25 protein-coding genes, 1 pseudogene and 1 riboswitch are annotated in these 21,700 nt (G+C 34.6%); of the genes and pseudogenes, 17 read left to right on the forward strand and 9 right to left on the reverse strand.

Annotated features, from left to right (window positions below; genetic code table 11):
* Positions 1–32 precede the first annotated feature (32 nt).
* A complete protein-coding gene (locus U860_RS0112985) occupies positions 33–491 on the reverse strand; it encodes a helix-turn-helix transcriptional regulator (protein ID WP_025148853.1) in 459 nt (152 codons plus the stop codon).
* Between the two features lie 217 nt (positions 492–708).
* Between U860_RS0112985 and U860_RS0112990 the strand changes: the two genes are divergently transcribed.
* The gene (locus U860_RS0112990) at positions 709–1,056 is read left to right on the forward strand and encodes a YxeA family protein (RefSeq protein ID WP_025148854.1); all 348 of its coding nucleotides are present in this window, start codon (positions 709–711) and stop codon (positions 1,054–1,056) included.
* 163 nt (positions 1,057–1,219) lie between these two features.
* Positions 1,220–1,900, forward strand: a complete 681-nt coding sequence (locus U860_RS0112995; RefSeq protein ID WP_029952970.1) for a hypothetical protein — start codon at positions 1,220–1,222, stop codon at positions 1,898–1,900.
* An 80-nt stretch (positions 1,901–1,980) separates the two neighbouring features.
* On the opposite strand, the gene U860_RS0113000 is transcribed toward U860_RS0112995, so the two are convergent.
* Both U860_RS0113000 and hpt read right to left on the reverse strand, forming a co-directional pair.
* Positions 1,981–2,883 (reverse strand): YegS/Rv2252/BmrU family lipid kinase, encoded by a 903-nt coding sequence (locus U860_RS0113000; RefSeq protein ID WP_025148856.1) that lies wholly within the window; start codon positions 2,881–2,883, stop codon positions 1,981–1,983.
* A gap of 78 nt (positions 2,884–2,961) precedes the next feature.
* Positions 2,962–3,489, reverse strand: coding sequence for a hypoxanthine phosphoribosyltransferase (gene hpt / locus U860_RS0113005; RefSeq protein WP_025148857.1), 528 nt, complete (start codon positions 3,487–3,489; stop codon positions 2,962–2,964).
* Between the two features lie 161 nt (positions 3,490–3,650).
* Here hpt and U860_RS0113010 point away from each other — a divergent pair, with 161 nt between their 5' ends.
* From U860_RS0113010 to U860_RS0113035, 6 genes are all read left to right on the forward strand, one after another.
* On the forward strand, positions 3,651–3,866 hold the full coding sequence (locus tag U860_RS0113010; RefSeq protein ID WP_033795423.1) for a hypothetical protein: 216 nt from the start codon (positions 3,651–3,653) through the stop codon (positions 3,864–3,866).
* A 186-nt stretch (positions 3,867–4,052) separates the two neighbouring features.
* A complete protein-coding gene (locus U860_RS0113015) occupies positions 4,053–4,385 on the forward strand; it encodes a hypothetical protein (RefSeq protein WP_025148859.1) in 333 nt (110 codons plus the stop codon).
* 177 nt (positions 4,386–4,562) lie between these two features.
* Complete coding sequence (locus tag U860_RS0113020; protein WP_025148860.1) at positions 4,563–5,054, forward strand: LPXTG cell wall anchor domain-containing protein; 492 nt, start codon at positions 4,563–4,565, stop codon at positions 5,052–5,054.
* Positions 5,055–5,143: 89 nt separating this feature from the next.
* Positions 5,144–5,764 carry a class D sortase gene (locus U860_RS0113025; protein ID WP_025148861.1) on the forward strand — a complete coding sequence of 207 codons (621 nt, stop codon included), beginning with the start codon at positions 5,144–5,146 and terminating at the stop codon, positions 5,762–5,764.
* Between the two features lie 54 nt (positions 5,765–5,818).
* Positions 5,819–6,508 carry a response regulator transcription factor gene (locus U860_RS0113030; RefSeq protein ID WP_025148862.1) on the forward strand — a complete coding sequence of 230 codons (690 nt, stop codon included), beginning with the start codon at positions 5,819–5,821 and terminating at the stop codon, positions 6,506–6,508.
* Entirely contained in the window at positions 6,505–8,358 is a 1,854-nt protein-coding gene (locus U860_RS0113035; protein ID WP_025148863.1) for a HAMP domain-containing sensor histidine kinase, read from the forward strand. The genes U860_RS0113030 and U860_RS0113035 overlap by 4 nt, the downstream gene beginning before the upstream one ends.
* A gap of 219 nt (positions 8,359–8,577) precedes the next feature.
* Here the strand turns inward: U860_RS0113035 and thiT are convergent, their stop codons facing one another.
* A complete protein-coding gene (gene thiT, locus U860_RS0113040; protein ID WP_115610315.1) occupies positions 8,578–9,201 on the reverse strand; it encodes an energy-coupled thiamine transporter ThiT in 624 nt (207 codons plus the stop codon).
* Between the two features lie 64 nt (positions 9,202–9,265).
* A riboswitch (TPP riboswitch) is annotated at positions 9,266–9,367 on the reverse strand.
* Between the two features lie 194 nt (positions 9,368–9,561).
* On the opposite strand from thiT, the gene U860_RS0113045 reads away from it, so the two are divergent.
* Genes U860_RS0113045 through U860_RS0113055 form a run of 3 tightly spaced genes read left to right on the forward strand, consistent with a single transcriptional unit; the run spans position 9,562 to position 11,958 of the window.
* Positions 9,562–9,789 carry a FeoA family protein gene (locus U860_RS0113045; RefSeq protein WP_025148865.1) on the forward strand — a complete coding sequence of 76 codons (228 nt, stop codon included), beginning with the start codon at positions 9,562–9,564 and terminating at the stop codon, positions 9,787–9,789.
* Entirely contained in the window at positions 9,786–11,774 is a 1,989-nt protein-coding gene (gene feoB, locus U860_RS0113050) for a ferrous iron transport protein B (RefSeq protein WP_025148866.1), read from the forward strand. The genes U860_RS0113045 and feoB overlap by 4 nt, the downstream gene beginning before the upstream one ends.
* Positions 11,775–11,790: 16 nt before the next feature.
* The gene (locus U860_RS0113055; RefSeq protein ID WP_000989587.1) at positions 11,791–11,958 is read left to right on the forward strand and encodes a FeoB-associated Cys-rich membrane protein; all 168 of its coding nucleotides are present in this window, start codon (positions 11,791–11,793) and stop codon (positions 11,956–11,958) included.
* A 34-nt stretch (positions 11,959–11,992) separates the two neighbouring features.
* On the opposite strand, the gene U860_RS0113060 is transcribed toward U860_RS0113055, so the two are convergent.
* Positions 11,993–12,571: a lipoprotein BA_5634 family protein gene (locus tag U860_RS0113060; protein ID WP_025148867.1), complete on the reverse strand. Its 579-nt coding sequence runs from the start codon at positions 12,569–12,571 to the stop codon at positions 11,993–11,995.
* A 412-nt stretch (positions 12,572–12,983) separates the two neighbouring features.
* On the opposite strand from U860_RS0113060, the gene U860_RS0113065 reads away from it, so the two are divergent.
* The 5 genes and pseudogenes from U860_RS0113065 to U860_RS0113085 form a co-directional block, all read left to right on the forward strand.
* Positions 12,984–13,649 carry a PspA/IM30 family protein gene (locus U860_RS0113065; RefSeq protein WP_002173920.1) on the forward strand — a complete coding sequence of 222 codons (666 nt, stop codon included), beginning with the start codon at positions 12,984–12,986 and terminating at the stop codon, positions 13,647–13,649.
* 80 nt (positions 13,650–13,729) lie between these two features.
* Entirely contained in the window at positions 13,730–14,134 is a 405-nt protein-coding gene (locus U860_RS0113070; protein ID WP_025148868.1) for a DUF350 domain-containing protein, read from the forward strand.
* Positions 14,135–14,155: 21 nt separating this feature from the next.
* Positions 14,156–14,662 carry a DUF4178 domain-containing protein gene (locus U860_RS0113075; RefSeq protein WP_025148869.1) on the forward strand — a complete coding sequence of 169 codons (507 nt, stop codon included), beginning with the start codon at positions 14,156–14,158 and terminating at the stop codon, positions 14,660–14,662.
* Positions 14,663–14,675: 13 nt separating this feature from the next.
* Entirely contained in the window at positions 14,676–15,491 is an 816-nt protein-coding gene (locus U860_RS0113080; RefSeq protein WP_025148870.1) for a DUF4247 domain-containing protein, read from the forward strand.
* 96 nt (positions 15,492–15,587) lie between these two features.
* Positions 15,588–15,782: pseudogene (locus U860_RS0113085) on the forward strand (hypothetical protein); the annotation flags it as partial.
* A gap of 146 nt (positions 15,783–15,928) precedes the next feature.
* Here U860_RS0113085 and U860_RS0113090 read toward each other — a convergent pair.
* Positions 15,929–16,801, reverse strand: a complete 873-nt coding sequence (locus tag U860_RS0113090; protein WP_025148872.1) for a YitT family protein — start codon at positions 16,799–16,801, stop codon at positions 15,929–15,931.
* A 196-nt stretch (positions 16,802–16,997) separates the two neighbouring features.
* The gene (locus U860_RS0113095) at positions 16,998–18,032 is read right to left on the reverse strand and encodes a YdcF family protein (protein ID WP_025148873.1); all 1,035 of its coding nucleotides are present in this window, start codon (positions 18,030–18,032) and stop codon (positions 16,998–17,000) included.
* 713 nt (positions 18,033–18,745) lie between these two features.
* Between U860_RS0113095 and U860_RS0113100 the strand changes: the two genes are divergently transcribed.
* A complete protein-coding gene (locus U860_RS0113100; protein ID WP_025148874.1) occupies positions 18,746–18,979 on the forward strand; it encodes a spore germination protein in 234 nt (77 codons plus the stop codon).
* Between the two features lie 170 nt (positions 18,980–19,149).
* On the opposite strand, the gene cydB is transcribed toward U860_RS0113100, so the two are convergent.
* Together cydB and cydA are read right to left on the reverse strand one after the other, a co-directional pair.
* Positions 19,150–20,178, reverse strand: coding sequence for a cytochrome d ubiquinol oxidase subunit II (cydB, locus tag U860_RS0113105; RefSeq protein WP_025148875.1), 1,029 nt, complete (start codon positions 20,176–20,178; stop codon positions 19,150–19,152).
* Positions 20,168–21,517 (reverse strand): cytochrome ubiquinol oxidase subunit I, encoded by a 1,350-nt coding sequence (cydA, locus tag U860_RS0113110; protein WP_025148876.1) that lies wholly within the window; start codon positions 21,515–21,517, stop codon positions 20,168–20,170. Before cydA ends, cydB begins: the two co-directional genes overlap by 11 nt.
* Between the last annotated feature and the right edge of the window lie 183 nt (positions 21,518–21,700).

The following is a 21,700-nucleotide window of genomic DNA, read 5'->3' on the forward strand; positions in this document are numbered from 1 at the left end:
GTTTCGTATAAATAAAATATTTTTCGATATTTTTATTCAGATGTTTTTGCCATTTCCATAAATCTTTGTTCAATTTCATCCAATTCAAATGAATGACATATTCTGCGGTCTTCTTTATCTAAAATTCTGTAGTGTTGAGATAGAATATTTTGTTGTATTTGATAACCGTTTAATTCTTTTATTTGTCGCCACCATACTTTTCCTCCTAAAGTCTTCGGGAAATTCGTATTGTAATGTGTAAAAGCGATTGTTTTTATAATTTCATTCACATCATCTCCGAATGTCATCTGGACTGTATCGCTCTGTTCAAAGAGTGTTACGACACAAACTGCGCCTGCCCATGTGAGGGTGCGTCTACCCTTTTCAATTTCTACTAGTGTTTTCTTTGATAAACCGATAATCTCTGACATTTTATCTTGTGATAAATCGTTTTCAACACGGATTAGTTTTAATTTTGAATTGACGAGTTCAATAAATTCTTGCTTATCCATCATACATCTTCCTTTCTTGTATAGTGTAAAATTACACTAAAGGTGTAATCTTGTCAATAATAGTGTAAAGAGTTACCTTATATTATTTTGATCTTGTTAATTAATATTTCACTTTTAGTTTAAGAAAATGTTAAGAAACCGTACGAGTTTTTATTAAGAAATACGCTCTATACTTAAAAACGTCCTACAGAAAAACATAATGAAAGGCGGAATATAGATGAAAAGATTTATACTTGCATCAGTATTTATCATCGTGGCAGGAGCAGCATATTTATTAAATGGGAGTGCTGCGATTGATAGAATGAATCCATTTATTGATCTAGAGCACCATTACGCAATCATTGATACAGATGGGAAAAATCTAGGCGGAAATAAAGGTTATGAATATGAAGTGAAAGCTTATAATGAAAAAGGAGAGTCAAAAGAAGTTACGATTGATGAGGTAGATGAATTACCGAAAGGATCGTATTGGTATGTCATTACGAGAGGGAAGTTCTTACATGATAAAGTACAAGTAACGACGGATATGATTCCTGATGGTGCGAAGGCGAAGTTAGGGTTATAGAAAAAAACGATTCCTATTGTACCTAAAAATAACTAGGCATGCAAACAGACTATTTTGCTATTTTTTTAGTAGTATTATTGGAAAGTGAAAGGCCAATATATCTATGTTATACTTTAGTGAATTTGAAAAGATTTTTTGTTTTTTTGAGAAAAGGGTGATACATATGCAAAAAGATATTTTAAATATATTAGATAAAAAGCAAAGTAAATATGAATTTCCTACATTAGATAATGAAAATATGGATACTTCCCAAGTGAAATTCTCTCTTTTCTTTAAAGAGAATAAGGAATGGTTAATGGTGTTTCAATTTGTTGGTGTAGGCTCATTAGGCATATTTAATGATATTCAAATATATGGTGATAGAATCGATTATTCAATTGCTGATGACGGTATTTTGCAACTAAGTGATGGAGACTATGAAGTATTCGATGATGAAGGTGAGTTTCTACTAGATATTCATAAAGGTAGCTTGAATATTCGTGAGCAACAGATTGAATATCAATTTACTGAAGAGGATTATGTGAATAATGGAATAGATGTGCAAACGACAGAATCTTATCCAACACATTTCATGCGTATGCTTGCTACTAATGAGGAAGCTAGAAAGTTATTATGGTGGAATAAAGAAGAAATTTTAGCAGAGGTAGGTTTAAAAGGCGATTGGGAAGTAGCCTATGAAACGGAAGAGTGGCAACATGTTTTAGATGAGAAAGTAAGTGAAAATGAATTCTTCCAATCAGTGGCTGCTGCGATAGAGAAGAAAGATCCAAGAGTTATTGTGAATAAGGCTGCTAATACACATTGGAAAAATTGGGTGGAGTTTAATTACGAAAACTCATATTAAAAATTAAAGAGTAGATAGAAACTCTTTTCTTCTAATAAAAAGACTATCCAAAATGTTGAAATTTGGATAGTCTTTTTTCATTACACAACCGCAGGATTATAAATCATCGTAAAGTGCCCTTGTAATAGTTCAATATGACACGGTGTATGTAGTGAACTTTCCCCATCCGTATCAACTTCTTTTTCTTCTTTCGTTTCAATATGAATGGATGTTGCTTTTACGTGGAAGATGTCATTTTCATTTGTGTCTTCAAATAGTTTCTTTCCGATATAATCTTTAAATGCTTGAATGCCTGTTGATTTTACGACGAAAATATCAAGTGTTCCGTCATCACATTTTACGTTCGGAATAAAGGAAGGGATACCACCAAGATATTCACCGTTTCCAACCATAACAAGAACAGCTTCGTCTTCATATACTTGTCCGTCGTAAGTGATTTTTACTGGGAATGTTTCAGCGTTTTTTACAGTTCGAATTGTGCTTAAATAGTAACCGATTTTACCAAGCTTTGCTTTTTCTTCAGCATCGATATTGTTTGATACTTCAGAGACGAGTCCAATGCCCCAAAAGTTTAAGAAGTGTTGTCCGTTCGCTTTTGCGACATCAATTGGTTTTACATGTCCCTTTGTAATGAGTTTTGCTGCTTCTGCGATGTTTTGTGGAACGCCGAGTGTGCGAGAGAAGTCGTTGCAAGTTCCGCCTGGAATGATTGCAAGTGTAGGTCTAATTTCAAGAGGGGCTAAGCCGTTTGTACATTCAAATACAGTTCCGTCACCACCGAAGACGATAATTAAATCTACTTTACTAGCAAACTCCTGACAATATTTTGTTGCATCACCTTGTTGTTTCGTATGAAGGATGTGTAGGTCAGGAAAAGCGGTGGTAAGTGGTGGTACGATTTTCGCTAAGTTAGTATGTAAATCGCCTTGTCCTGCCTTTGGATTTACGATGAGGAGTACTTTTTCAAATTTTGTCTTTGTCATTTTTATTCTCTCCCTTTGTCTTTTAAGAACCGTGATAGAAAATAAACTTCCATCAGTAATTGATGGAAGTTTACTTTATTATTCTGTTACAACTGAAGCGATAAATGGTAAGTTACGATATTTTTCCGCACAGTCGATACCGTAGCCAACGATAAATTCGTCTGGAATTTGGAAGCCAACATATTCAGCTTTTAAATCCACTTTACGACGCTCGGGCTTATCCAGTAACGTACAGAATTTCAATGCTTTTGGTTTATGCATGAAGAAGTGATCTTTTAAGAAGTGAAGTGTTAAACCAGAATCGATAATATCTTCTACGACAATTACGTTTTTTCCAGTAATGTTTACATCGATATCTTTTAATAGTTTTACTTTTCCAGATGTTTCTGTTTGATTTCCGTAGCTAGATGCAGAGATAAAGTCGATTGTTACATCGTTTTTAATGTGACGAATTAAATCAGCAGCGAATACGAAAGATCCTTTTAATACAGCGATTACCACGATTTCTTCTCCTTCAAAATCACGTTCGATTTGAAGAGCTAGTTCTTTTACTTTTTCTTGTAATTGTTCTTCAGAAATTAAAGTGTCTTTTATTTCAATATTCATTTGAATCCTCCTACAATGTAAAACTTATGAACATTTCGACTGTAAAGGATAGAACGGAAAAAGTCAAAGAAGAATAGAGTTTTTTACAGAAATACCCACAATATAATCAGATGATATGATATACTGATTATATTAAGAAAACGCTTCCATAAAGGGTGATTATGATGAAAAAGAAACAGTATACGAGTGTAACGTTTATAAAAGCATTACTTTTAACAATTGTTCTTGGTATGTTGGCTTACATAATTGATGTACCTGCGATTCGCATTTCACTAATTGGAATGACTTTGGTATTAGGCGCAATTTCTCACGGTATGATGTCGCAGCTGCAAGAAGCTGGATTGGATGATATGAAAGATCATATAGATAAGAAATGAGAAACCTTCACGTATATAGAATGAAGGTTTTTTTCTTTTCTTACAAAAATGTAAGGTAATTTGTAAGACAAATCGATAGTTGCATAGTAGTGTTTTGGATAAACTATAAGTGTAAGGTAAAAGGCAAGCATATTTTAGGTAAATTAAGTTTTAGGCACTCTATATGTGAAAAAGGAGTAGGAGGGCATGGAGAAACGTTGGACGACCTTTTCTTTTTTAGCGACTAGTAACACCGTAATGCTAGCTGGAGAAATGGATTTTTTGCATATGTTTGATCGAGAAGACGATCATTCTTCTTCCAGATTTACAATGAAATGGAGTAAATGGAGCGATAGTTGTAAATCGGAAGAAGAGGCCCCTAACGAAAGGCAAAAAATTATTTTAACAAATCCTATTAAAGCATGGGTCGTTCAACGTCGTAAGTGTAACGTCAAAAATCACTTCAAGAAAACTGAGCCGAGACAATTAGTTATCACTCCGGCCCTTCCTACTTCTAAATCACGCGAAAGTAACAAATAAATATCGAGACACGCATCCAAAAAAACATCGTATATATTACGGTGTTTTTTTCTTTTTCTGAAATGAAATCTTTAAATGAAATATATTTCATCTGCATCTCATATTTACATCTGTTATTTATTTTAGTAATACATCCGATGCGAAGTGATGTGAATAAAGTATAAGGAGAGAATGAAGATGAAAAAGAGACTATTACCAATTTGTGCAATGGCACTTTTAACAGTAGGTTATTCTTCGGTAGCGAGTGCTTCAACTGGAACACTGACAAAGGAAGAGGCAGCGCAAGTGCAGTCAGATGTAGCTAAAAAGGAAGAAGCAATTAAGGCACAGCAAAAAAATGATGCAGAGAAAAAGCAAGCGGCGCAAGTACAAGAAAAAAGTGATATGGCTAAAAAAGAGGAAGCAATAAAAGCCGAGAAAAAGAGTGAAGAAGAGAAAAAGAGAATAGCACAAGAACAGTTAAAAAGTGATATGGCCAAAAAAGAAGAAGCGATAAAAGCACAACAAAAAAATGATGTAGCCAAAAAAGAAGTAGCGAAGCCAGTTGTACAAGGTGAAAAATTACCAAACACAGCATCAAGCAATGTAGCAATGATGGCATTAAGCGCCTGTCTTGTCGCAATAGGTACATTATTTGGATTGAATCGTCGCAATAAGGTTAAAGCGTAAATAAAATATTAGCCTATAAAGAATGGGATAATTTCATATATTAAAAATGGTAGGATGTCCCTACCATTTTTTGCATGGAGGGATGAAACATGAAGCTACTCAATTATATCGGTATTATATTAATGGCTATAGGGCTATTTATGGGATCATATTATGCGGTGGAATGGTATAAAGGAAAAAGCTCCGCTCAAGAATTAACAAAAGAAGAAATAAAGAGCCTTAAAAATATACAAGATAATCAGCTTTCTAATGAAAAACCAGTAACTTCCCAAGTGCCTTCTACTCAAATACAATATAAAGAAGGAGAAAAAGTAGCCATGTTGCATATTCCAAAAATAAAAAAGAAGTTTTCTATATATTGGGGAGCAAGCGATGCAACTTTAAAAAAAGGAGTCGGTATGTTTGTTAGTGATTTAACGACAACGCCATCTGGTGGAGGACATACTGTATTAAGTGGGCACAGGGATACTGTATTCACAGAATTGGGAGACCTGAAAGAGAAAGACAGTCTTTTGGTGGAGTATGACAATAAAATTTACACATATGAAATTCAAAAGAAGTGGATTACACATGCGGATGATCGCACTGTCATTGTGAAAAAAGAAGAACCGACTTTGACACTGACGACTTGCTATCCATTTGATTATATAGGGGATGCACCGGATCGATATATTATCGAGGCAAAGTTAATTACGAGCAATTCAAAATAAAATTATAGAGTGATACATGCTAGCTACTTAAAATGAGAGGGGGAGACATAGATTATGTCAAAAAACATTTTAATTGTTGAAGATGAAGATATTTTACGTGAAATATTAAAAGATTATTTTTTGAGTGAACAATATATAGTGTTTGAAGCGAGAGATGGGAAAGAAGCTTTAGTTTTATTTGAAGCAGAAGAGGTTGATTTAGTTATACTCGATATTATGTTACCAGAACTAGATGGATGGTCTGTTTGCCGAAGAATTCGTAAGACGTCCCAAGTTCCGATTATTATGCTGACGGCACGTGTTGATGAAGATGATACGCTACTTGGTTTTGAACTTGGAGCAGATGATTATGTGACGAAGCCGTATAGCCCGCCTATTTTATTAGCAAGAGCGAAACGATTATTAGAAAGTAGAAAAGCATCAAAGAAACCTTTAGAGAATGAAGATGATACGTTATCAATTCATGGCATTCACGTCCATTTTCCGTCGCGTACTGTTACTGTTGATGAGGCAGACGTTAGTTTAACACATACAGAGTTTGAAATATTAGTGTATTTCATGAAAAACCAAGGAATTGTACTAACAAGAGAACAATTAATTTCAAAAATTTGGGGATATGAATTTGCTGGCGATGATCGAACTGTTAATAGCCATATTCGTAATTTGCGAAATAAATTAGGAGAGAAGGCAAAGTACATTATAACTGTAGTACGAACCGGGTATAAATTTGAGGGGAATGTATGAGAAAAGGGATTGTACTAAAATTATTTACTCTTACAACAGCGTTATGTATGTTAATTTTAGCGACGATTTTTATTGGGCAAACGATATTTTTTAAACAATATTATGCGAATCGAAAAGTGGAAAATATTAAAGTGAACTTAGATTCCTTTAAAAATAACTATTTAAATGATGCAGGAAGTGCAGAAGGAATTCAGAAGCTGGAGCAAGACTTTTTAAGAGAAAATAATACGTGGATTACGACTTTAGACCAGTATGGGAATTTAAAACATTCAAATGATTATTATTTTGAGGTAACGATAGACCGTAAGCAACAGAAGAGTTTTGGACAACAAATATTCATGCTTCCCTTATACAATCTCATTAATATAGAAGAGATTGATAATAAAGCATTAGATCAGTTCTTAGGACAAGAAATTTATTTTTCTGGAGTAAAAAAAGAAGATAGTTTTATTCCATTCTCTTTCGCGTTAGGTAAGCAGAATTTAAGCGGATCTAATAAACCGCTAGAAAAGGCATTTAAGGAGAAAATAAGTAAATTAAATGAGGAGAAAAAGAAAGCAGCTCAAGAACAATTTGTTAAGGAAAAGAAGCCGGCCGTTCAGGAACAAGCTGCCCAAGAATCAGATGTTTACATAGGAGGACGTGTTACGAAAGTACAGTTACCCGATGTAAAAGGACCTGTAAATCCAATTTATAAAAATAGTTTATTCTTAGATAGCATAAAAGAGTTTCAAACAGAGTTATTACTAAAAGAAAGCGATCAAATACAGTATGAAACACAAACAATGGACTATGAAAAAAATGATATAAAATATAAATTATTAATTAAACCAATAACAGATAAAGACGGATCAGTGACATATATATATGCAATGGCATCTTTGCAACCAGTCGATGAGGCTGTACAAATGGTGCAAGATTATTACATTTACATTATTGCGTTTGTAGTCGTTCTTATATTTCTAGCTTCGTTCTATTACTCAAAACAAATTGCAAAACCGTTACTAAAAATAAATGATACAACGAAAAAAATAGCGCATTTAGATTTTACAGAAAAAATTCCGATTACTTCAAAAGATGAAATTGGTGATTTATCGAAGAATATTAATGTACTATCTAATAAACTCCATTCTCATATTGGACAGCTTGAACAAGATATTGAGAAGGAAAGAAAATTAGAAAATACGAGAAAAGAATTTATTTCAGGTGTTTCACATGAATTAAAAACACCGTTAAGTATTATGAAAAGCTGTATTTCTATTTTAAAAGATGGGGTAGCTGAACATAAGAAAGAGTATTATTTTCAGGCGATGGAGAGAGAAGTAGACAAAATGGATACTTTAATTTTGGATATGCTTGAGTTAGCTAAATTTGAGTCAGGCACGTATAGAATGAAAAAGGATTCATTTTATATTGATACGATAATTGAAGACATATGCGAACAGCTTTCTGTAGAGATAGAGAAAAAAGAGCTTCGTGTTCATAAAAATGTATGTCCAATTGAAGTAATTGCAAATCAAAGTCGGATTGAACAAGTCATCGTGAACTTCATTACGAATGCAATACGTTATACACCAAATAAAGAGGATATCATTATTTCTACAATAGACGGGAAAGATCGTATAAAAGTGTGTATTGAAAATAAAGGTGCCCGCATTGAAGAAGAACAATTAGATAAAATTTGGGATCGTTTTTATAGAGTGGATGCAGCTCGCCAGCGTTCACAAGGTGGAACGGGGCTTGGGCTGGCCATTTCTAAAAATATTTTAGAATTGCACGATGCTGAATATGGGGCAAAGAATACAGAAGATGGTGTGTTATTTTACTTCTATTTACCGAAAAAAGCGTAGATGATACAATCTACGCTTTTTTAATTTAATTTCATATTATCTTTACTTAATCTTTATTTTTAAGCGATATAATCGGGTTAGAAAAAGAGGTTATGTAAGGAGTAGATTAGCCGTGAATAGCAATTTACTAGGTGTGATGGTATTTATTTTCTTTTGTGCATTTATTGTATTTATTATTGATATTACTCATTGAGAGCTTTGATAAAAAAAGAGCGCTAATTAAGCGCCCTTTTTTTGTGAATTCATTTGATAAGCACCAATGCTTTTGAATAAGCGTGGTGAAGTGATAAATAAAAATATAAGTAAAACTGTACATAAAATAAATGACCCAATCATTGTGCTACCGTTAAATATTAAAGAATATAAGAAAGCTGATTGTCCTTTTGGTGCATATTGTCCCCAGAAAATGATACCGGCAATAAAGTGGCAGAAGTAGCGAGCTAAACTACCGATAAAAGTAGCAAGGATAATATAGGAAATGGTTTTCTTTCTTTCACCGTTGATTAAAGTTTGTTGAATTTGTTTATAAAAGATTCCAGCAAATCCAACGAATGCGAAAGCAACAAAGTATTCAATGATTACTTGAATTGGTGTGACGATAATTGCATCCCCTACGACAATTTGTAATAATCCCCAAATTAAGCCTCCTAAGAAAGCCATTTTGAAGCCCCAGCGGTATGCGATAATAAAAATAGGAATCATAGCAAATGAAATGGAACCGCCTGTTGGAAGTTTAATTGATAATGGTAAAATATCGATAACCAAGGCGAAGGCTGCAAGAATTGCAGATTCGATCATCGCTTGTAAATTGGTGTTACGCATGTTGTCTCCCCCTAAATCCAAGTTACACAAAAAAGAACATTATCATAGGAGGATACGAAATACGTAAATAAAAAAGAGGTATGTATTTCGGACGTTTGCACAATCCCTGCGTTAGCATTAACTAACAGGTTCGAAGGGTCGGAACGAAGTGTTCCCTCTCAGCGGCAAGGCTCCCCCTGTGATAACGAGATTCTTTATTTGCTATTGTTTATTGTAAGCGAAATGGATGAGAATGGCAAATGAACCTTGTATGACAATAATTGAAATATAATTGTATTGAAATGTTAATAAATATGAAGCAAAAAGATATAGTCCAAATGAAATAGAGTATGATATAATTTTCTTGAAAATAATTATCATTCTCTTCTGAGGGGGAAGGTTATGAGCTTAGTAGATATAAAAATTGGTGAGAAAGTGTTAGTACAAAGTATTCAGTCGCTAGATAATTTACTAAAGAGAAGACTGGCTGCTTTCGGTCTCGCGGAAGGAAGCGAACTTCGCCTGAAACAGAAGGCGATGTTTAAAGGTCCTTGTACATTGGAGTGTCGTGGACAGCTAATTAGTATTCGTCATTGTGACGCGAAAATGATAAAGGTGGAATTAGCGTGAATAAGGTTGCTTTGCTAGGGAATCCGAATACAGGGAAAACATCATTATTTAATGCGCTCACTGGTTCTTATGAATATGTAGGGAACTGGAGCGGTGTAACAGTAGAAAAGAAGGTTGGTAAATTAAAAGGTAAGCAAGGAACATTAATTGATTTACCAGGCGTTTATGATTTAAATCCAGTTTCACGTGATGAAGGTGTCGTTACGAACTTTCTACTAACAGACGAATTTCATCATATGTTAAATATAGTGGATTCTTCGCAATTTGAGCGAAATATGCATTTAACATTACAATTACTTGAATTTGGTAAGCCAGTTTCAATTGGTTTAAATATGATTGATGTGGCAAAGCAAAGAGGAATTGTTATTGATGTAAAACGATTATCAGAAATATTAGGTGTAACAGTCGTTCCTGTCGTTGCAAGAAGCGGAAAAGGCTGTGAAGAATTACTTGCTACTCTTCATGAAGAGAAACAAAAAGAGAAAAAGCCATTCGTTATTTCATATGGTGTACAAATGGATGAAGGAATCGGAGAGGTAATCGCTCTTTTAGAGACAGCGAATTATGAGCATCCAAGATGGTTAGCCCTTCAATTTTTAAGCAATAACGAAGTAGTAGAAAAAGAAATGAAAGCATTACCAATTTATAAGGAACTTATAGCCATTCGATCTCGTTTAGAAGGAAAACTTGATTGTACGTTGGAGGAGCATATTTACAAAACTCGTGAAGCGTATATTGAAAAGTTAAAAACAAATGTCATTCAGCATGAGAAAGAAGGAAAAATTCCTTTTTCGGAAACAATCGATAAGTTAATTACACATAAAATTTTAGGACTTCCAATCTTTTTAGCAGTTATGTTTTTTATTTTTCAAGTTACGTTTACGTGGATTGGTACACCTTTATCTGATATGCTTGATGGATTTTTTGGCGGGCAACTTACTGATTGGGTTACAGCTGGTCTCGCAAGTGTTGGGGCTTCTGATTTTATTCAAGCGCTCGTTACAGAAGGTATTATTGCCGGTGTTGGTGCGGTATTAGTATTCGTTCCACAAATCTTTGCACTATTCTTCTTCATTTCATTATTAGAAGACTCAGGATATATGGCGCGAATTGCAGTTGTTATGGATAGAATTATGGAGTTTTTCGGCTTAAACGGAAAAGCATTTATCCCGATGATTATCGGCTTCGGATGTAACGTTCCAGGTATTATGGCAGCGAGAACGATTGAACAGGAGAAAGAACGTTTACTTACAATTTTAGTAACACCATTTATGTCTTGTTCAGCACGTTTACCTGTATATGCATTATTTGCGGGAGTGTTCTTCCCTCATAGTCAGGCGACTGTTGTGTTTTCTTTATATGTTGCAGGTATTGTTCTTGCGTTACTCGTTACAAAAATTATGTCCCTTACTATTTTAAAAGCGGAAAAATCTATTTTTGTAATTGAACTACCTCCTTACCGTGTGCCACAAGCGAAAACACTATGGCTGAGCACGTGGGAGAAAGGTAAAGGATTTGTTCGTAAAGCAGGTACATTTATCTTCGGTGGTTCTGTTGTCATTTGGTTATTAAACTATGCAGGCCCATCAGGATTCGGTGTTGATATGGGAGACAGTTTCTTAGCGATGATTGGTGGTTTTATCGCTCCACTATTTGCACCGCTCGGCTTTGGAACGTGGCAAGCTGGGGCATCCCTTTTAACAGGATTTTTAGCGAAAGAAGTTGTCGTTTCAACAATGGCGATTATTTATGCGGTTAAAGAAGATGTGCTAGGAAATGTAATGGGGGCACATTATACAGCGTTATCAGCGTACGCATTTATGTTCTTTGTTTTATTATATGTTCCGTGCTTAGCGACAGTAGCTGTTATTAGACGTGAAACAGGATCGGTGAAATGGACAATTTTCTCTGTCGTTTATCCACTTGTTGTTGCTTATGTATTAACGCTCATTATATACCAAGTTGGATCCTTACTCGGATTCTAGAAGGAGATGTATTACAATGATGGTCAATATTATAATTGGAGCTATCATTTTTGGTTATGCAGCATATACGTTAGTTAATTTTGCAAAGAGAAGTAAAAAAGGAAAATGCGCAGCATGTTCTTTAAATAAGTCATGTCAGTCGCAAACTTGTAGTCCAGATATGGAGCAAATTGCTCATAAATAGAAAAAGCTTTGCGAATTTCGCAAAGCTTTTTTATTTACTTTTTAATTGTAACAAGTTGAGCTCCTTCTACACCATTTTTTCCAGGGAATTCTTTACTAGGATCTTTATCGAATTTTAGTACGCCTACAGATTTCTCTTCACCTTTTACATTCCCGTAAGTTGCATCGTCAACAATTGCGAACATGTCTGCATATGCGCGGCCACTTCCGATAATTGTGTTACCTTCATATTTTAATTTTGCCCCATCAAGTGTAGCATTTTCTACCTTCTCTTTTGCAAATAGTACGCCTTGCTCTGCTGTTACAGCTGGTAATTTATCAATTGCTTTTGTGTCGTCATTTTTATCGACTTTTTTAAGGAGTTCTTTCTTAATAAGTTCTTCCCCTGTTTTCTTATCCATTACAAGAACCTTTTTATCTTCAAGTGTTGTAAGTTTCATTTTATACATATCTTTTTCTTTTACTTCTTTTTTATTTTTATCCGCAATTTGCTGAACTTGTTCTTCTGTTCCGTACAATACAAAGCCGTTCGCTTTTTCTCCTAATAAAGAACAACCTGATAATGCTCCGAATGAAATTGCTGCCGCTAACCCGATTCCTACTAATTTTTTCATGATGATTTCTCCTTTTATATGTTTTATAGTAAATGCAGTTTCTGTATTAGTCCTGAAATTATGAGAAGCTTTTTTGTTATTCCGTTGCTTATGGTATTAGTCTATAAGAAATATGGAGATGCAACTATCGAGTTAGCTTACAGTAACATTACAATGATGTAATTTAATGAAAGTACGTAAAAATAAGTTAATTTCGAGAAAAGAAATAATAAGAATATAGTAGGAATACAATATTCTATCTAGAATGTCATATTATATTGGATGTATTTTGGAAATAACATGTAAGGACATCTTAGTTTTGTTATAATAAACACATAGGTTGTAAAAATGAATATTCTTACTGTAAAGGGAGATTTTTAATTTTTCTAAGTAGTGAATTTGAAATATGAGGTATATCATAGGAGGAATTTGGATGTCTGTATTTAAACGATTACGAGATTTAACAATGTCAAATGTGTATTCATTAATTGAAAAAGCTGAAGATCCAGTTAAGATGACGGATCAATATTTACGTGATATGCAAGCGGATGTACAAGAAGCTGAGAAAAGTGTAGCTGCTCAAATCGCACTTGAGAAAAAGTTCAAGTTATTATTTGAAGAGCAAGAAGCACTTGTGAAAAAACGTGAAGAGCAAGCACATATGGCTGTTCAAGCTAGCAACTTAGATCTTGCGCGTCGTGCTCTTGAAGAAAAACAAAATGCAGAGCAAAAGATGAATGAATATAAAGCAAGCTATGAACAAAATAAAGCTGCTGCTGATAACCTTCGTGCGAAGCTAGAAGAAATGCGTAAGCAATTAACAGAGCTGAAAAATAAACGTGAAACACTTGTGGCACGTGTAAACGCAGCGAAAGCACAAAAGAATATTAATCAGGCGATGTCTGGATTTGATGCAAATACAGCAAAAGCTGGTTTAAGCCGTATGGAAGAGAAAGCTCTTCAATTAGAGGCTGAGGCAGAAGCGAGCGGTGAAATTTACAAAAAAGAAAAATCATTAGACGATGAATTCGCAAGCTTAAATAAAAATTCTGCTGTTGACGATGAATTAGCTCGTATTATGAAGCAGTATGAGAAATAATATAGAATAGAGACAAATGGACCGACATGTCTAAATATATTCATGTCGGTTTTCTATTATATTTTAGAGGAGGTTTTGCAATGACATGGATGAATGTGTTAGCTATGCTCGTATGGACAGGGGCGAGTGCGGTACTTTTATTTGCAATTATGTGGGTTGATTCGATTTTTACAAAATACAATGATTTAAAAGAAATAAAAAACGGGAACACAGCTGTGACAACACGTTTCGTTATGAAGCTATTTGCTCAAGGATACATCTTGTCACAATCAATTACGAAAGCGAATGATTTATGGCAAGCGCTTCTTGCCTCAGCAGTTTCATTCGTTATTTTATTAGTTGTAGAAATGTTTATTGAATTTGTTTTAAGAAAAATGGTAGGTCTTGATTTAGAAGAAGGAACGAAAGAAGGCAGCGTAGCACATGCGATGTTAGCTGGTTCATTACATATCGTTGGTGCACTTATTTTAGGTGCTTGTTTATAAAGAGAGAAGGAGGGGTAGATTGTGAGCTTATTTAAACGTATTAAAAATATAATGAAAAGCCCGGAGCAGCCGAAACCAGAAAAGAGTCTTTTAACGTTAGCTCCTGGCGATATGATTGAAGTTTCGTTAGTAATGTATGAATTAACTGGGAAAACGAGTATGCATTCTCGGAAGGAGATTGTTTTAACCCTGCGGGACGGGAAAGACATTCGCTATTTAAAAATTGAAGACCGTGAAAATACGTATTACAAATTATATACACCAATTGACGGTCGTTTAGATTCAATTGATGAAATTCCGACGACAATCGAAATGGATGATACAGAGTACCATATGGAAGAGCAATATAATGGACGTGTTGTTGTAATGGGGAAAACACCGTTCTCTGCTTCGGAGGAACAGTACGTATGGGAATTCCAGTCTGATAACCGTAAATTATTACGTATTGAATGGCAAAATGGTCGCACAATGATGTATGAGGGAGAAGCAATTATTCCTGCTGATGTACAAATCATAAGAGCAACATAAGGGGGGCGTAATCATGTCAAACCGATTGTTTACCATGATTAAATCGTTCGTAATCCCTATACTTGCTATCGTTACATTACTTGTTATTGCGGGTTATGCTTTATCAGGCTGTCAAAGTGGTCAAGCGAAGTCAATTCAAGACCGCTATCCGCTTGAGTCTGTCGCAAAGGAAGGTAAACAAGAATCTTACGTGTATAGGGCCGCCAATCGGTCAGTTCCTGAAGTCGCAAAGGAACTTATAGCCGAAAGGAAACCGAAGCAAGCATCTAAAGAAGACGAAAATCAAATGTTCCTCGTTTATTCTGATAAAATGTATAATCTTCAAAAGGATAAAGAGAAACCATCTGATACGTTAATTGAAATAAGTAATGAAGAATTTGTCCGTCAAAATTACCAACCATCCTTCTTACAAGGATATATTATGGGGAGTATAATAAACGATATATTCGGTTCACGAAAATCATCATACGGTGATTATCGCGGATATAACGACAGACAAAATCATAAACCGGTTATTCCGGAAAGACCACCTACGAAAGAAGAAAAGAAAACCCCGCCTCCAATTACGAAGGAAGGGAAAGGATCGATTATTAAGCGAGGCGATAATGTTGATTCGAAACCATCAGTAGGTGATACAGGTAGTATTACGGAAAAAGGAAGTAATACCCCGCCACCGTCTACTGGAAGCAAAGGGACAATCACGAAAACGCCAGGTGGCTCGAGTGGATCTGATGTGAAGCCGAAATCATCCATTAAAACTCCGCCAAAGAATACGTCTCCCCCGAAAACGAGGGTTGGCGGCTCAGGAAAAATTACGAAAAGAAGATAATGTAGGGACCGAGAAGCAGAATTTGCTTTTCGGTCTTTTTATTATGGAAATTAATTCTTTATAACTGGTGCAATTAATATATAAGGAGGGATTAGTATGACTATGTATAAAAGGTTTAGTGCAATTATGTTCCTCGTATTAATTGTAAGTCTGTTTATTAGTACAACGATGGGATTTCACTTTGTAGTAGGTATTCTATGGATAGTATGTACATGTACTCTATTTCTGTATATTCCGCTTCGTTTTCAACATGAAGTGACCGCCTTTCAAAAATACGTAGAATGGATTAAGAGTGAAGGAAGATGGGGGAGTGCAAATATATCAGCGATTTTTAAAATATATCGATTTACCGACAAATACCGACAACGGTAGCAACCTAATAATAAAACGAGGCTGTTCCAAATTTTCTTTTGGAACAGCCTCGTTTGTTATAACTATTAATGAATATCATGTTTCTTGAAATTACCGCCTTTTACTTCTGCTACGTCATAAACTGTAATAAAGGCATTTGGATCAATTTCCTGAATAAGTTCTTTCATTTTACTTTCTTCTAAACGGTTAATTACACAAGAAATTTCTTTAAATTTCTCTCTTGAATAACCACCATAAACTTCATTGTATGTTGCGCTTCGGCCTAAACGATCGCGAATCGTTTCTACCATTAGCTCAGGTTCTTTTGTAATGATTTTAAATGTTTTTGATCCACTTAAACCAACCTCAACAATATGAATTACTTTAGAAGCGATAAAGTAAGCAATTGCCGAAAGGATAGCTCCTTGAAGACCAAATACTGTTGAAACAAAAATAAAGACAAACATATTTAAGAATAAAATAAGGTCACTTGTTCCAAATGGTAATTTACGAGAAAGTAATACTGCTAGCATATCGATTCCATCTAATGCACCACCGTTACGTAATGCAAGTCCCATACCAAAACCGATAACAATACCACCAACAACAGTAACTAAAAGTGTGTCGCCTTCAATAATGGTTGGTACGCCGTGCATGAGAACGGTACCTACTGCTAGCGAAGCGATTCCGATAATAGAATAAATTGCAAAGCTTTTACCAATTTGCTTATATCCTAACCAAACGAAAGGAATGTTAATAATTGCGATTAGAAGTCCTAATGGTAATCCAAATAATCTTGAACTAACGATACTTAAACCAGTCACACCACCGTCTGATACGTTATTTGGAATTAAGACAGCTTCTAATCCGTACGCTGTGATAAATGCCCCAATAATAATCATTAAAGCTTTTGAAGCAATCTTCAGCTTATTGGGCTTACTCTTGATCATTTTTTTCATATAATTTCCTCGTTTCAAACTAGTTTCTTTTTCTTGCATGTTTGCTAATCAGTTCGACTCATGCCTAACAATTATTTTAACATTATATTTGAAAAAATTCTCCTTTAATGGGTGTATGCAGGGAATATTATCAACATATTACTATGTAAATAATTCTGAAGTTCATGCAAGAGTATTTTTCAAAATGATGGGGCTGTTAAGAAAATATAATACTAATTACAGCTAGGAATAAAGAGAATCCTAAAATAGTTCCACACACTTTCATATGTCGTTTACGCCCCATAACGACGATCGCAACATATTCACGAATCATTGCGTTAGGCCAGTAATAAAATGCTGTTTTTGAGCCGATTCCTTGGCTATTAAGACCGGCTTGTCTCGCATATATACCAGCGCGGAAAAGATGGAAATTGTTCGTTGTAAAGATGCTTTTATACTTACCTTCAGGTTTTAATGAATCCATAATTTCTTTAGAAAACAACATATTTTGATATGTGTTTACAGAGCGATTTTCTTGAGCGGTATGTTCAAGAGGAACCCCTTTTTCAACAGCGTACTTTTGCATCGCTTCTGCTTCTGGAAGATTTTCATCTGGACCTTGTCCACCAGAGAAAATGATTTTTGGTGGTGTAGTAATAGCTGCTTGTTTCCAATAAAAGTCGATTGCTTTATTAATACGACTTGCTAGAAGTGGAGGTACTTTGTCATTAATTAAGCCACTGCCAAGAACGATGATGAAATCTTGATTACGTCGTGGTCTATTAAATTGGTATAAAAAATATGCTGTTAGGAAATTGGATAAATGTATAAAGAAATATACGGTTATAAGAGAAATACCAGCAAAAATAGGTTGGAAATGCGGTGAAAATAAGCTCGCCGGATTTATGATAGGGAGTAGTATAAATAATAAAATCCCTAGAGCTGCAATTAAAGTTAAAGAGTTTGTGAAGCGTCTTCCTTCTCGCTTCATTAAAATCCTTGCATTAAGAAATAACCCAAACATTAAAGCGACAATACCAAAAGGTATCATTAGGATAAGTGCTATCATAGGAAGAATTACAATGAAATGCAAATTGTTATTGCCGTATTCAAAAGATGCAATAACACAAAATATAAGAAATGAGCAGAAAAAGGCATTAAATAAAAAGCCATTTATTATTTTTCGTGGATCTTTTAAATAAGAGAAAAGAAAAATAATAAACAATATAAGAGGAATAATTCCGAAATACATAAATGTTGTACACCTCAATTTTTATAATATTTTTATAGCACCTTTAATACTACATGATTTTGAAGTTATTAATGATAAAATAACGATTCGCAATTTTCTCAATAAATAATATAGATAAATATGATAAAATATATTCAAAGCGATATATTAAAAGTAAAATGGTTGAGAAGGCACTCTGTAGAGTGTCTTTTTTCTTTTGGGCATGTAATTATACATATTGTGTTTATTTTCAGGGAAAGAGGATTAAAATATAAGTTGTGGATACATGCTATAAAGCAGAATTTTATATAAACATTTACCTCTACTCTTTTTGTATCTAACAATCTTGTAACAATTAATGATTCTGTTTTCTAGTGTGTGCTTACGAAAAGTGGGATGGGCTGTATATAAACAGGGGAAAGAGCGTCTTCTTGAAAGACGCCTTTTTGTTATTTAGTGCAGATGGTTATCACCATTAATATAGTGGAAAATATCTATACTAAACATTAGCAATCTTCCGTATAAAGATTATCAATTTACTATATATTCCATCGGTAGTAAGCTACATATGAAAGGCTTTCTTTTTCAAAATATTACCCCTAATAAATTTTTGAAAAAGTCAACTGTCTCCATACTAGCTATTCATGATTAGAGAAAAAGCACTCTTCTGGGTGCTTTTTCGCATATAAATAAGCTATTTTTATAGGCATTGTTCATACACTGAAAGTAACGAAATGAAAGTAGGTGACAAAATGCCAGCTGTTGTTGAAGGAGTTATTATTGAAAACTGTAACGGAACAGTTAATTTAGGTGATAAATATAATGTGCAGCCAATTGAAAAAACGAAAGCGTATAATGGATCGGGGTCATCAAATACTGGATTTAATGTGAGAACATTTAATGGTATTAGTACAGCGGATGTAAGTGATAGCGATGTGTATGACCAAGTAATTCAATCTACGTTATAATTTTTATATGTAAAATTGCATAAAGTGATGTGTTTGCCCTGTGATACAATTTAGCTGTGAGCTGTTAGTGATTCTTCTTTATCATAGTTGTTAGATTAGAAATGTAACATCTTATCGAAAATCATACGTATAAGAAAAAAGACACTTCGCTTGAAGTGTCTTTTTTCATTTTAGTGATACCCTTTAGCAGAGTCTTTATGAATTTTATTTTTAAATATGCTGTAGCTCCAAAGTTGATATCCAATAACGATTGGTACCATGACCATTGCAACGAAGAACATAATTTTTAAGTTTAATTGACTACCTGCTGCGTTGTATAACGTTGTGCTATAAGCGTCGTTAATACGTGATGGTAACATTCTTGGGAACATACCTGCAAAGCCAGTTGTCATAAACATTGCGATCGTTAAGCAAACGAATGTGAATGCAAGGCCGATTTTATGTTTGTACACCATAATAAGTGCTAGTACACTCATTAACATTGCAAGTACTGGAAGAATGAATAGTACAGGATATTCCGTAAAGTTTTGGAATAAATTTGTACGATTTGCAGTTGCTACATAGAAAATAGCTAAAATGATAGCAGCTGCCATTGAAAATGGTCTTGCGATTTTATAAGCACGATCGGATACTTCACCAGTTGTTTTAATCATAACCCAAAGGGCACCAGATACGACGAATATAGCGGTGAAGAAAAGACCACCTAAAATGCCGTAATGGTTTAGTAAGCTAAGTAAATTTCCTTCATAACCATCTTTTCCGATTTGTAGTCCGTAATATAGGTTAGCGAATGTAACACCGAATAAGAAGGCGATTAGGAAACTACCAATTGCAAATGCCCATTTACAAGTTTTTTGCCATATTGGTGAATCGTCTTTATGCATAAACTCAAGTCCAGCAGCACGAGCAAATAGTGCAAGTAATACTAAAAATAGTGGTGTATACAGGTAACTAAACATATTTGCATATGTGATTGGGAAGGCAGCGAATGTTGCACCACCAGCTGTAATTAGCCATACTTCATTACCGCCCCAGAATGGTCCAATTGCTTCTTGTAATTGATTTCGTTCTTGTCTATCTTTCGCAACGAACGGGAAAATCATCCCGTTACCGAGTGCGTAGCCGTCAAGAATAAAGTAAACTGTCCAAATCACACCCCATAAACCGAACCAGATGATTGCAAGCATATCATGAGACATGAGCCACACCTCCCTCAGTATTATGTTCTTCTAATGCAGCTGGTCCTTTTTTCGCGAACTTCAGCATTAAGTATACGTCTGCAATTAAGAGTAAAGTGTAGAACAATATTAAACTAATTAATGAGAACCAAATTTGTGGAACTGATATAGGTGATACAGATTCTGCTGTACGCATCAATTTATATACTGTCCATGGTTGACGACCTACTTCAGCAACAATCCAACCAGCGTTAATTGCGATATATGGAAGTAAGACAGACCACATTGTAATTTTTAAATAACGTTTTGAGTTTTCTAGTTTTCCTTTTCGGTTTAAATAGAAACCGAACCAAGTTAATGCCATAAAGAACATGCCAAGTGCAACCATTAAGCGGAAGCTATAGTACACGAGGTTAACGTTTGGACGATCTTCTTTCGGAATATCTTTTAAACCAACAATTTCTCCATCAAATGAGTTTGTATAGAAGAAACTTCCGAGTTTTGGAATTGTAAGCAGTTCAAAGTTTTTTTCATTTTTCACATCAGGAATTTGAATGATTGAGAAGCCTTGTCCTTTTCCAGTTTCCCAAACAGCTTCCATCGCAGCTCCTTTTGCTGGTTGATACTTAGCTGCTGATACACCGGATTGATGTCCCATAAAAGGTGTAATAGTTGCAGCGAATAACCCTAGCATTAAACCAAACTTAAATGATTTTTTGAAGAATTCCACTTCATTTTTACGTAGTAAGTGATATGCGCTAATTGCCATAACGAAGAAAGCACCGACAATATAACAACCAATTACAGTATGGAAGAACATATTCCATGCATATGGATTTGTAACAAGAGCCCAGAAGTCATTTAATTCAGCGCGGCCGTTACGTACTACGTAACCAACAGGATTTTGCATAAATCCGTTTGCCGTAATAATCCAAAGGGCAGAAATATTTGTTCCAAGTGCAACCATCCACATACAGAAAGCACGGAACTTTGGTGAGATTTTGTCTTTACCGAATAACCATATTCCCATGAAAGTAGATTCTAAGAAGAAGGCAACGAGTGCTTCGATTGCGAGAGGTGATCCGAAAATATCTCCCATATATTTGGAGTACTCAGACCAGTTTGTTCCAAATTGGAATTCCATCGTAATCCCAGTTATAATCCCCATTACGAAGTTAATTGTAAATAGCTTCCCCCAGAAATTTGCCATTTTACGGTATGTTGGATTCAATGTGCGGGCGTATTGAGTCTCCATACATGCTACTAAAATAACAAGTCCGATTGTCAAAGGTACAAATAAAAAGTGATAAAAAATAGTAATTGCAAATTGAAAACGACTCAGTAACAGAACGTCGGACATAATAAATATTCACTCCTTTTTACATTATCTACAGTTAGTTTATAGTGAAAATAGGGGGGGAGTATGTGTGACTTGTTACAAAGCTGTGTGTATATTTTGAAAGAATTATGTCGGTTATCTGAAAATATATTGTTTTTATAATAAAACAATATCCTTTTTGAGTTTTTCATATTTTGGTACACT

Origin of the sequence: Bacillus sp. H1a (assembly GCF_000633475.1) — a bacterium.
Classification (GTDB): Bacteria; Bacillota; Bacilli; order Bacillales; family Bacillaceae_G; genus Bacillus_A; species Bacillus_A paramycoides.